At 61.5% G+C, this 11755-nt stretch carries 8 protein-coding genes and 2 pseudogenes; 3 read left to right on the top strand and 7 right to left on the bottom strand.

All coding sequences use genetic code 11. The features are described 5' to 3' along the window. The first annotated feature begins 673 nt into the window (after positions 1-673). Positions 674-1342 (top strand): response regulator transcription factor, encoded by a 669-nt coding sequence (locus tag ACFQX9_RS16765; protein WP_377789622.1) that lies wholly within the window; start codon positions 674-676, stop codon positions 1340-1342. Positions 1343-1360: 18 nt separating this feature from the next. Here the strand turns inward: ACFQX9_RS16765 and ACFQX9_RS16760 are convergent, their stop codons facing one another. The 6 genes and pseudogenes from ACFQX9_RS16760 to ACFQX9_RS16735 form a co-directional block, all read right to left on the bottom strand. After that, the gene (locus ACFQX9_RS16760; RefSeq protein ID WP_377789621.1) at positions 1361-2710 is read right to left on the bottom strand and encodes an aminotransferase class III-fold pyridoxal phosphate-dependent enzyme; all 1350 of its coding nucleotides are present in this window, start codon (positions 2708-2710) and stop codon (positions 1361-1363) included. Further along, positions 2608-3309, bottom strand: a complete 702-nt coding sequence (locus tag ACFQX9_RS16755) for an HAD-IA family hydrolase (RefSeq protein ID WP_377789619.1) — start codon at positions 3307-3309, stop codon at positions 2608-2610. Before ACFQX9_RS16755 ends, ACFQX9_RS16760 begins: the two co-directional genes overlap by 103 nt. A gap of 68 nt (positions 3310-3377) precedes the next feature. Continuing rightward, positions 3378-4643 carry a Tm-1-like ATP-binding domain-containing protein gene (locus ACFQX9_RS16750; RefSeq protein ID WP_377789617.1) on the bottom strand — a complete coding sequence of 422 codons (1266 nt, stop codon included), beginning with the start codon at positions 4641-4643 and terminating at the stop codon, positions 3378-3380. A gap of 699 nt (positions 4644-5342) precedes the next feature. Further along, the gene (locus tag ACFQX9_RS16745; RefSeq protein WP_377789615.1) at positions 5343-5540 is read right to left on the bottom strand and encodes a hypothetical protein; all 198 of its coding nucleotides are present in this window, start codon (positions 5538-5540) and stop codon (positions 5343-5345) included. Positions 5541-5542: 2 nt separating this feature from the next. Beyond that, positions 5543-5901, bottom strand: a pseudogene (locus ACFQX9_RS16740) (hypothetical protein). A gap of 402 nt (positions 5902-6303) precedes the next feature. Then, positions 6304-6513 (bottom strand): hypothetical protein, encoded by a 210-nt coding sequence (locus ACFQX9_RS16735; protein ID WP_377789613.1) that lies wholly within the window; start codon positions 6511-6513, stop codon positions 6304-6306. Between the two features lie 421 nt (positions 6514-6934). Between ACFQX9_RS16735 and ACFQX9_RS16730 the strand changes: the two are divergent. Together ACFQX9_RS16730 and ACFQX9_RS16725 are read left to right on the top strand one after the other, a co-directional pair. Then, positions 6935-7141: pseudogene (locus ACFQX9_RS16730) on the top strand (DUF1488 family protein); the annotation flags it as partial. Positions 7142-7182: 41 nt separating this feature from the next. Then, a complete protein-coding gene (locus ACFQX9_RS16725; protein WP_377789611.1) occupies positions 7183-7401 on the top strand; it encodes a hypothetical protein in 219 nt (72 codons plus the stop codon). A gap of 141 nt (positions 7402-7542) precedes the next feature. Here the strand turns inward: ACFQX9_RS16725 and ACFQX9_RS16720 are convergent, their stop codons facing one another. Then, positions 7543-7722 carry a hypothetical protein gene (locus tag ACFQX9_RS16720; RefSeq protein WP_377789609.1) on the bottom strand — a complete coding sequence of 60 codons (180 nt, stop codon included), beginning with the start codon at positions 7720-7722 and terminating at the stop codon, positions 7543-7545. Between the last annotated feature and the right edge of the window lie 4033 nt (positions 7723-11755).

Raw genomic sequence — 11755 nt, 5'->3', positions numbered from 1 at the left:
CAACCACACGATCGAGCGCAAAAGTCCGCGGCCCCCGGGACGCTGATCACAAGCGCCCTGCCGTGAGCTCGCAACACGGTACGGCTCTCTGCTTAGCCGTCGGAAGGCCCTGAGCTCTCGATCGGCATCATCTTCCGTGATGTCGTCGTGCCGCTGATGTCTGGACGGCCGAGATCCGCGTTCTCATCCTGGTTGTCGCGCCATAGATGTATGCTTGAGAACAAAATGTCCGGAATAGGACAAGCGGTGAGCCGTACGTGTGTTGAAATGCGGAGCGGACCATCTCGCGCGCGTGGCGTGCGAATTAGAGCATCGGTTAGGTCGAGTAGATCGATGCTGCCCGCATTGTGCAACGTCGCGCGATGCGAATTCATTTTGTTTTGTCTCAATGCAGGGCGTCACGATGTGATGCGGCTTGTGCGTTCGGCAATCAATTGGTCGTCCAGGCTGGCAATTGGTGCGAGGATCGAACCGGATGCGGCGAATGTGCCGGTGCCGCTGTCCAGTCAATCGGCCAATCGGTGGAGGCGCAGACCGGCTCGGGCCTCGGCTCGGCGGCAACTTAAACCGGTGGCCCGGAAATTGCCTAAGTAAAAGCAGTGCCTCTGCGGGCGTCGCCTGCGCGAGGAACTACCAGATGTCCCAAATGGAGTGGAATCGAGGAGGCTTGGCCATGCTGATGCTCATGGGCCGCTCGGACACCGCAACGAACGAAGCGATGCATTTTGCCCGTTCCATGCTGGAGGGCTCGGCGACGGCATTTTACGAAGTCGACGAGGGCTACAACCTCCGGCGCTTCCTCCTGTCGCGCATTCCGGAGCCGTTTCATCTACAGTACCTCGACGGCATGAGTGCCTTCGACCCGCAGCATCCGAGTCATGCGGGTCACCTTGCGGTGGCGCGCCTGAGTAAGACGATGGCCGGCCAGCAAGCAGGCGAGACAGCACTCTACCGCTCGCTCATCGGCCAATGCGGCATCGTCGACATGCTCGATTTCTTCTTCCGGTGCGACGACCAGATTGTCGCCGGGATCAGCGTCGTATGGGACAGGAAGACCAGGATCCCGGAGGGCGCCGTGACCATCGCCGAGAAGATGCACCAGTACCTCCAGTTCAACCTGGTCGGCCGCGCCGCCGCGTCCGAGGACGGGCAGCGCTACGGGCTGACCAGCCGCGAGATGGACGTGGTGCGGCTGTTGTGCTGCGGCCGCACCAATCGCGAGATCGGCGAGTGCCTTAAGATCGGCCAGGCGACCGTAAAGACGCACCTCATCCACATCTTTCAAAAGCTCGGCGTGGAGACGCGCTCCGCGGTGGTGGCGTTGATGGCGCGGCCGAATTAGCGGCCACGCCTGCCTTCATCAACCAGTCGCAAGGCCGTGGTCGATCGCGTGAGCGATCGTCCTGGCGTCCTCGGCCGTAATAATCAACGGCGGAGAGAGGATAATAGTGCTGCCGGAGACGCGCATCATCACGCCGGCATCGTAGATGGCATCGGCGATCTTTCCGACGCGCTTCTTGTCGAGCGCCTTCTTGCTGCCGCGGTCGGCGACCAGCTCAAGCGCCGCCATCAAGCCCTTGCCACGCACGTCGCCAACGATCTCGTGCGTTTGCTTGAGAGCCGCGAGCGCCTCGTTGAGGGTGGCGCCGGAGGCTTCGGCCCTGGCGTCGAGCTTAAGCCGCTTTGTTTCGGCAAGCGCGGCGATGGCGGCCGCGCAACCGACGGGATGGCCGGAATACGTGTAGCCGTGGCCGATCGAGCCGAAGCTCGTCTCGTCACTCTCGAACGCCTCGGCGATTTTATCGCCGATCATCGTGGCGCCCAGCGGGAAATAGCCCGATGTGACGGCCTTGGCGGTTGTCATCATGTCCGGCTTGACGTTCCAGAGCCGCGCGCCGCTCCATGCCCCGGTGCGGCCGAAGCCGGTGACGACCTCGTCCGAGATCAGGAGGATACCGTAGCGGTCGCAGATCTCGCGCACCAGTCCCATGAAACTCAAATGCGGCACGATAACGCCGCCGGCACCGAGCACCGGCTCCATGATGAAGGCGGCGATGGTGTCGGCGCCCTGGAATTCGATCTCGTCGAAGAGCGCATTGGCGCAGAGCTGCGCGAGCTTCGCAGGGTCGGTCTCGTTGAAGGGATTGCGGTAAGTCCAAGGCGAGGGGATGTGGTAGACGCCCGGCAGCAGCGGCTCGTAGTTGCGGCGGAAATTGGCATTGCCGTTGACGGATGCGCCGCCGAAATGCGTGCCGTGATAACCCTTCTTCAGTGCCAGGAATTTGGTGCGGTCGCGCTGGCCCTTGATCTTCCAATATTGCCGTGCGAGCCGCAACGCGGTCTCGACGGAATCGGATCCACCCGAGGTGAAGAACGCGCGCACCATGCCCTCCGGCTTGAACCATTCGGTGAGCTCATAGGCGAGCTCGATCGCGGGTCCCGTCGAGACGCCGCGAAAGCCGGAATAATAGGGCAACTCCTTGAGCTGATCGGCGATCGCCTTCTTAATCGGATCGCAGCTGTAACCGAGCGTCACATTCCAGAGCCCCCCGACCGCGTCCAGCACGGTCTTGCCTTCGATGTCGGTGACGTGGACGCCCTCGCCCTTCATGATGATCCGCGGCGGATGGTCCTGCATGTCTTTGGGATGCGCCATCGGATGCCAGATCCGGCGGGCATTGTTCTCGATGAGAAAATTGATTTCGCGCATGGATGGCTCCGCTGTCGAAAGGCAAGGCCGAGCATGTGGAGGGCCTGCCGGTAAGAGTTCTGGGGATGTCGAACATCGAACCAGACGGTCGAGAGCCCGCAGGCGATCGCACCCTTGATGTTACGTTCCTGGTCGTCGACGAATACGAAGGCCTGCGGCGCGAGCTCGAGGGCATCGCACACGCCGCCATAGGCCTGGGGTCGGGCTTCAGGATGCCGGTGTGCGTGGCGTCGACGATTACCTCGAACGCCCGAGCAGCGGCCGCTTGCGCCGAAAACTCCGCGCCTCAAAAGAGGTCGAGCCTGGTTGGAGAGAATGGCGATCTTGCGGCCGGCTCCTCGCGCGATCCGGATGGCGCGCCCGGCTTCGGGGCGGATGATGAGCATCGGATCGGCGCCGCGCGCGCGACGGACGAAGGTCTGCATATCCCACCAGTCCTCGCCGACGAGCGGCCGACCTCCCGGCTGCGAGTCAGCCAATGCGCGCTCGGACAATTCTCGGCGCTGCATCGCCGACCAGAGCGGATCGGCGTCCTCCGCGCATGGCCAGCGCCAGGTCAGTGCTCCCTTGGCAACGCCGCGCGGCTTCCGTCGCATCATGCGTTTCGAACAAGGCGTTTGAGATCACCCCGCCGAATCCAGGACCATTGCCCTTGGCGTGGATATGCTCATGTCTGCTCCGCCGGAACCTTGCCGGCTGGAACGATGCCGTCTGCCACCCAGCGGTCGAAGATCGCCAGGATCTTCGCGACGAAGCCCGGGTGATTGATGTGGTCCTTGATCACGTGAAGCTCGACGGGCGGGCGGATCGCAGCACGCATTTCCCTGACGAAGGCGCTGAGGCCTTCGGGATCGTACAGCGCCTCGCGGTCCTGATCCCATCGCTGGATGCCGCCGAACGGAAGGACGAAAGCTACTGGCGCCGTCGCCTGCGCAAGCTTCGCGGCAATGGCGCGCGCGATCCGTCGGCGATCGACGGCACCGGAGGTCGCGGACGCAAGCAGGCGGTTATGCGCATGGAGCGGACGATCGGCGAGTTCCGTCGGCACCGGCAGCCAGGCGGGAAAGTCCACCATGTCGATAGCGCCGGGCGCGACGATTTGCGGAATGCCGTTCCGGCCGGCATTCATCAGACGGTCCGAGCCGGAGTTTACCACCGAGCGCATCACCTGGTTGGCGACCTCCTGAAGGCTGAGGTCGAGCACCGCGGCAAATCCGCCTTGCGCTGCGATCGATTCCATCGCACGGCCGCCCATGCCGGTGGTGTGGAACACCACGACCTCGTAGCCGCGAGCCTCGAGCTGCGGCTTCAGCTCGACCATGTAGCTGAGGCAGCTCTTACCGAGCGAGGTCAGCGCTAAGATCGGGCCCTCGGGCCGCAGCCTGATGGCGCCGCGGGCCGCACCGACGATCGCGCCGCAGGCCTGCGACAGCACCGCCGTGCAGGTGCCGTTGAGGCCGTAGAGGCCGCCGGCCCACAGTATCATCATCAGATCGGCGGCGATGCGCTCGGGGGGAATCAGATCAGAAAAGGCGATGGTCGACACGATCAGCTTGGGAAAGCCGAGCGGCAGGGCGAGCGCGACGTCGAGCGCGAGGTCGGTGCCCATGGTGCCGCCGATCGCGATCATGGCGTCGATCCGGCCGTCGTCGCAGAGTTGCCGCGTCAGCCGGGCGGCGCCGCGGGCCATCAAGGTCATCGACGAATTCTCGTCGCCGCTCGCGATCACGGCGGCGATCGTCGTGTCGGCGGCGGCGGCAACCGCGTGCTTGTCGTGTGCTGCCTTGTAAGGGGGATCGCCGAGCACGCTGACGTCCATCAAGACGGTCTCGCCGCCGGCGCCCGCAATGCAGCGCTGCATGAACAGGAGCTCGTCCGACTTAGTGTCGCCGGTGCCGATCAGCAGGATGCGAGGGCGTGATCTGTTGGTCATTGGAAGGCCGGTGTCAGCGAACGGACGCGCAACGGCCCACGTCCGAGCGCAGATGAATGTTGCCGCAACGTTATGGATTTGCGGCGATGCATGATATCCACCTATCGGTGGATTGTGAGAAATGTCGCATCGAGGCTGTATGAAGCGCATGATCGCGGTCGGCCGCGCAGCCGCCGATCCAACGTTTCACTCCGGGCGTTCTCATGTTGCAATCCGACATCAACGCGCGGCGATCCGCAGCCGTCTCGCCGCGGCAGCACTTCATTGCAGGCGCCGCAGTCGAGGGCGCAGGCGAAGAGCTCGCCGCGCGAGGCGTGCGGTCATTGCGGCATTCCGATTGCACAGTGGAAAATCTGATCGTTCGCTTGAAAGGAGTTGGACCAGCAATTAGCTGCGCGGAAGAGCGAGCGACGCTAGACGCTCACCACACCCTCGCCGGCGTAAGTGACCTGGGAGACTCGCCGCCTATCTCTTCCGGAAGAACCGGCCAAATCCGCCAATACGCCCAAGCTGAACCGAAAGCCCGCTGGTGGTCGAGGTCGGTAGGGTTCCGAGGAGGCATTGCAGCGGGGGCAAGGGTCGCCGGCCGCGCCGCAGCCGCAGGCGTGTGGACCATCCCAAGAGCGGTCCTGGTGGGCTTCGCATACCCAGCCAGTGTCTTCGCAGGGGCGCAGTTCATGGATCAACCTTCGGAGCATCCTATCTTGCCCTCGGATGCACCCGTGCGTCGACCAGGACCTCCGTGATGGCGTCCCGCAGGCTGTCGCGGTCAAAGATCTGGATCAGCCAGTGGATGATGGTCGCCGTGTCGTGCTCTTTTGTCAGGTAGTCCGCAATTGCCATCATGGCGAGGTCGTAGCTCTGCTCGATCTGCTCGGCGGGGTTCAGGCGCACCATGCTCAAGGGGCTCCACGCAGGGGCAGCGCCATTGGATACCGAACGGGCGGGTCGCGTTTGCCTCGATGAAGGCCTGCAAGGCCGGCGTGATCTCGTCTCGCGGCCCCTGACGCGCCCGGCCAGCTCATCGGCAATTTCGCTGGTGGCATCGCGAGCCCAGCCCTCGGCGGCATCGAAAGCGACTATCGGGGGGGATAGGCGTACTGGCCAGACAACAGGTCCCGGATGATTGTCTCGACGTCGGTGTCCTGCTCGTCGTCTCACGCCAGGAGCAGCCGGCGGGAGCGCCGACGTCTTCCAGGACCAGGTAGATGTCCCGGTCCAGCCGATCCAGCGGCACGATCGAGGGCGCATGACGCATGACGCAACTCCTACTCAAAGGGGAGCAATCGTCCGCCCGTGCGATCGTTCCGGCCGCACTTTTGGCCAACTCAACCGGGACCGACAATCAAGAGGCCGCCCGCTTACGAGGTCTTATCGTCTGTATCGGGGGGGAATTGGCTGGGCAAATGCAAGTCGAGCAGGAGCCTTTGCTGCTTTGCTACGGCCATCTGATCCCCACCTCGCGGAGGGAGATTGCGTCTTCTATGGCGCGTTGCGCGCGGTCCAAGAATTCCTGAGTTTCCGGGCTGAATGGTTCTTGCACGAGAGGCGCTCCGGCTTGAGGCGGGAGCGCGGTGGCGTCTCTCACTCAACCGACACCCTAAAATTGTGGCCGGCGATGGGGCCTAACGTACCACAGGCGAAACAGGTCCTAAAGCGGTCAGTTAATCCGGTGACGAAGCTGAGTCGTGACGGCGCGCTCGTCGTCGGCGTATTCCTGCGCCACCCGGCGAGCTTCTAAGTTGCGCTCGTCCAGCTCAGCGAGGGTCACGACTTGCTCGGCCCTCCGGGCCAACTCTTCGTAGTTTTCCGCGACCTTGCGCAGCGTGTCTGGTTTCAGGAAACTGGCAGTTGCCGGCCTTCTCCGCACGCATAAGCCAGTACCTCGGGGAGTGCATTCGCTCCACGCCCATGGGCCAATCCCCTGAATCGGACCGTTCCACATGCAGGTTAAGTCCGCTGGTTCCTGAATGCACGTAAAAAGGGCAAACAGGCAGGGAAGCGTCAAGAACCCGGCAGATAGGAACGATGCCTACCAGTCGATTTTATTCTGCATGCGTTTCAGACGCATGAGGCTATCGGGTCAGTAGCCGGGAGCGGCCTCAGCCCTGGGTCGAGCCACCTTGGCCTGGGGCCGTTCTTTCGGCTGAAGGGCTTAGCGCTGCGATGAGGGTTAGGCTTCATCCCGGCTGAGCCGCCATTTATTGAAGACTGAGCGACGGACTCCCGAGATACCTTACCTCTGATCCATCTGGCGAGTTCGATGCCGCGAACAATGAAGCGTTGTCTTTGCGATGTTCGCGGGCGACAACCGCATCGATTGCAGAGTAGATATAGCCGCCCTGCGGGATCGAGCTGCGGAAGACGGATCCAGCCCAAACGACGTTATCGAAACCTTCAAGAGGCATCGCTCGACGATCGAGCGGATCGCAAGTGAACAATACGACAATGGCGCAACGATGCCCGTTGTGCGAACGCATCAGCTTACGCCGCGGTAGCGCGTTCGGCCTTCCTGTCTAGGTCAGCGAAGGCTCCGATCTTGGCGGCTGCAGCCCTCGCCAATACCCTGCCGTCGGCAGCTCTGACGGTAATTGCCTTGTTGAGCATGGCCGCCATTGTTTTCCCAATCCGCAAAGCTTCTACGCTCGTCCTCGGCATCCAAGGCCATGATCGAGCTTTCTGGAAAAGCGACGTCATCGCAGTCCTGCAAGCGTCCGGGGTCAACATGGTTCTTCAGGGCACCGCCCTCCAGTCATAGGCCGCTGCGGCCGTAAGTAGGCCAGACCCGGACGACGGAGACACGGCCCCGGCTTCAGGGGGCTGGAGGTTATAGGCCGGGGCCGGTCCGCCAGCTCGGACGAGCGAGCGAGACAACAAACCAAGTAGCGGGCGCCGGTTCCTAACGGAGCGTCAGCAGGTCCTGCCCGGGCGCCAGTAGCCGCACGTAGGTACCGCTCTCGTGCAGCTCCAGCCAGCCCTTTTCAACCGCGTGCCTGATGCCGGCGCCGAGCTCCGCGCCGCTTGCCTTGAGCGTGTAGAGGAAGGGATAGTATATGGATTCTGCCGTCCTGTACCGCATCACTCCTTGAAGCTAGCTGAACGAGCTGACGCGCGGCGACTTCCGGATCGGCAAAAGGGCGTTCGGTGACGTGCTTCATCGCTGGAATCAAAACCTCAGCCCCATGCTTGGCCTGACTTGCCCGCGACTGTCATGCCAGTTTGGGACGATATGCACAGATCCTGCGGCGCCGCATGCCGAGCAGACCAGGCGCACGCCGACGCACGACCACGGGCTGATCCTGCGGGAGTGTGTCGAGCCGCACGTCCACCTTGCGATCGCAACAGCCGTTCAAGCATTGGATGTTGCAGGTCACATGCCCGTCAGCCAGCCATTCAGCAGGAGAGCGGGAAGGATAATGGCCGGCCCATTTAGTGTATCGGCGAGTGCGCATGCCACTATCAAGCGGCATCCTAAGTAGCTCGCAAATTATCGATTCCTAGTAGGTCGACACAGTCGCGAGCTACTGCGCGTCGTGGGTGTGGAAAAGTCGCCTGAAGCTCCGCTGGTTCACGCGGGCAGGTGCTCCCCTCAGCCGATAAGCGAAACAAAGGCGCCGGGCAAACAATACCTTGCCCGGCGGCCTGATATCCGTGATTAGCAAAAATCCCGGATAGTCATCAGTATGGGCGGGCGGTGTGGAGGTTTAGTTCGCTTTTAAAAGATACACCCCAAAGCCCGCCGGCTTACGCCAGCATTGCCATGCTACAAACCAAGGGGCGATCGAGGGTCCCTCTGCCCGCATCGATTAAGAGCGATGCCAAGGCAGGTGCCACTATTTTCTTGTAGCGATTTGATCCACTGCAGATAGGGAGTGCGCAGAATGATTAAACCGATTTTATTTGCTTCCCATTGCTCTGGCTTTGATCGGAGGCGCTGTACAGGCTCAGCAGGGCGCGCCTTGCAACCCGCAAGACAAAAATTGGAAAGGTGCCAGCAGCTCGCTACCGGACGCGGTTTTTCGAGTGCGGGCGGAAGAGGAAAGGGACAAGGTCGCGCAAGCGGGAGTTCGTGACCCCCTGCATGCATGGGAAGCAAAACTAACCAGGCGCTTATCTTGAGCAGGAAGAGGCTGCCGGGCTCGAAATGCCAGTTCCCCCGGCAGCACTCTTGTCTTAGACTGGGCACTGAAATCCCACTCCTGTTCAATTCGGCAATGATCATGCCACAGGGCTGATAACCAAATCAGCGGCCAGTTCACGCTGGGGCTGATGCAGGAACCGGTGACCCCCGAACGGTTGCACCACAAGCGTCTGGCTTTGTTTCGCGTATAGGTCCGAGGCAAAGGTAATCCTCGGCCTCAGGACAACCCTCCTGAGGCCGCTTTTTTGGCCAGCCATTCCGTCACCTGATTCACATACTGAAATGCCAAGCCTCCGAGCAGTGCGGCACCGTCGATAGGTCGCAGCTCTAACGTTGGCAGTCTACGGAAGCCCCCTTCCCACGGAGCGAGCCAGCGTGCGAGTCGCGGCCCTCCAACAGGACCGCGCCCGCGTGCCAGCTTACTGCCCGCGGTGGCTTGGCACCGAGTTTATTCGCGCCATGCGCTGTCATGTCTTCACGCTCGACGACTGGGGCAGAACACTGGAACTGCAACAGATTGAGTGCGTTGGCCCGGGAGATGCTCTTCAGTCTGGTGCGGTTCCCGGCCTCTCGCTTGTTATGAGCCTGATCGCAGTCGAGTGAGGCCGCTGCTGCGTCTGAGCTCTTGACGGTGGCCGAGGGCCGCGTTCTCAAAGGCGAGCAACACATCGCCCACCAAGAAAAGAGCTGATCGCTCGGCTCAAGCGCGAAGGACGCGAGCTCACACGTGGCTTTCCATTTTGGATACACTGATCGAAGTCCAAAAGGCTTACTCACAGGAGCGCGCTCTGATTGCCCGGGAGCTGGCAAAACGGCCGAGCTAGAGATTTCGACCTGTTGGACCCGCCGGCGACGATCACCGTCGGACGCCTCGTCTAGCCTCTAAGCCCATGCGTGACGCGCCAATCGCAGCGGCACGAACCGCCCGGAGTAGCGGCAGACTTCCCGCTGTTGGAGGGGATTTCTCGTCCACAGGGATGCGTGCCGCTTCTGTTTTCGTTAGTGCGAAGATCACCCCAATGCGGTGCTCGCGTTGAACGGGTCGGCGAGACACTTCTCCGCCGCATCTCCGGCGGCTGGCAGCACCTGCGATACGTTAGCCCTGTGCTATCTCGCGTGCATTTTCTCGACGATCCGCATAGAGCAGCACGAAGATCGGCAAGAAGACGAAGAACCAAACGGCCTCTGGTTCGTCCCGGGAAAATTCACGGTTCGGATCTGTTTCCGTGCCGAACGGCACAGGTGGCGCAGGCGGCTTTGTACGGCTGCGTTTTACCGCTCGGGTTAGCAGCCGTCGAATCGCTGGTTCGTCCGGATCGCTTGCGCGTCGGCTCTGGTTCGTCACGACTTTAGACCGCGAACATCAGTGGGTATTTGCGACCAGTTCGAGGTCAACATAGCCGGCGCCATTGATCCGCTCGTGGGGACAGTAAACGAGCGAGCCTGGGTCGAGCTCCAGGCCATCCCGTTTTATTGCCTCGCGTCCCCAGTCGGCCGGCCCATTGTCTCCGTCCGTTTGGATCAGGGCGCATCGCGTCGAACACGGCGATGTCGTTCTTCGTCATCGCAATTCCAGAGGTGTTGAAACCAATCTTTCCGGAATGACCTCAGCTTGATGCCGGTGTTCTCGCCGACGAGTGACATTCGCTTTTGCAGTTGCTCACCTCAAGCCCGCATAGATCGTGCTGACCGTCTTCCCTGTCTCACTCTCGCCGTTGCAGGTTGTCGAAAGGGAGTTTGGCGAGGATGATCCAGAATTAACAGGTGCGGCCGGGCCAGCATCGGCACCCGCGGGGTGCAAGGGTGGCTAGCTGTCTGCTCCTCAGGGTGGGTGGGCCGCCAGCATTGGATCGATCTCTTCGTCGAGTCAGCGCTTGGAGAGGTTTTTAGGAGGAAGCCCACCACCCGTCGGGGAATGGCTCCAGCAAAGTCCAATCGACTTGGTTGTCGTTGTCAGGGGGGCTGAGATCTCCTGTATTCCCGCTTAGTGGCGCGTGGCGACGGAGGCGAACAGACAAAGCGCCCCGTTCAGGACGTCGAACGCGGCGCGACGGAGGATGTGTCAAGCGTAATGGAGGCACACCCCGGGCGCTTCGCTCAGCTTCTTCGACCAGATCTCGAAGATCTGCCAACTCTAAGAGCTGAGAAGTGAGTTTGCTAAGTCGTTCGGCGTAAAGGATTGCGCGAGAGCCTCGCATAAATGTCCTCCCCAGCACAAAAAAATGACTATCAGGATGGCGTCAGCGCAAATAGCGCGAGTAGTAAAAGTAGAAGACTACCATCGGTGAATGGCGGATTTCAACACGTCAGGCTTAGTGGTCCTAGGACTGCGTCCACTCCCTTGCCAACCCGTCAACGATCTTGACCTATTTTGCCGAAAGCTTGGTTGGGCGTTCGCAGTCAAAAGGGGCTGGCGTCACATCAGTGTCGCAAAAGTCCCTCGTTGGCGTGGCAGAAATCGCCTTCTGCGTCGAAGTGAGAAGAACCAGAAGTGGCGATCCGACAAGTGTAACCAGGAGAAGCCGCGCAATACCCGGCCGACCCATCCTTCGCGCTCGCGCGGTGCCCCGGCAAAGATCTGGGCGAAAACCGTGTTCGCAAGGTGCTCACGAAAAATCGCGTTTTGCTCGGGCTTTCTTCACAGTGTGGTTCAGCGCGTCATCATACGCGCGGGGCTGTGCGGCCCAAGAGCAGGGTCTATATCACTACGTAGAAGTGCAACAGCACAGAAAAGATCGGCGACAGCACGAAGAAGGAAACGAGCGGCACTTCCTTGCCGAGCGCCGGAAGCCTGACCGGGTCGGCCAGCAAGAGCTGCTTGTTCGTGGCGGTGCTGGCGGTGACAAGAAGGTAAAGCCGAATAGAAGGGTGCTGATCCAGATGGTGGAGACGCGCGTCGCCGAGTCGCTCAGCGACTTTTCCAGCCCTTCGACATCGAAGCGGTTAGTGATTTAATCGGCAGGCATGGTCC

It is taken from the genome of Bradyrhizobium sp. GCM10028915 (assembly GCF_042666195.1).
In the GTDB taxonomy this organism is placed as follows: Bacteria; Pseudomonadota; Alphaproteobacteria; order Rhizobiales; family Xanthobacteraceae; genus Bradyrhizobium; species Bradyrhizobium canariense_D.
Note: the sequence above shows the minus strand (reverse complement) of the source record. Positions and strands in the feature narration are given on the sequence as shown.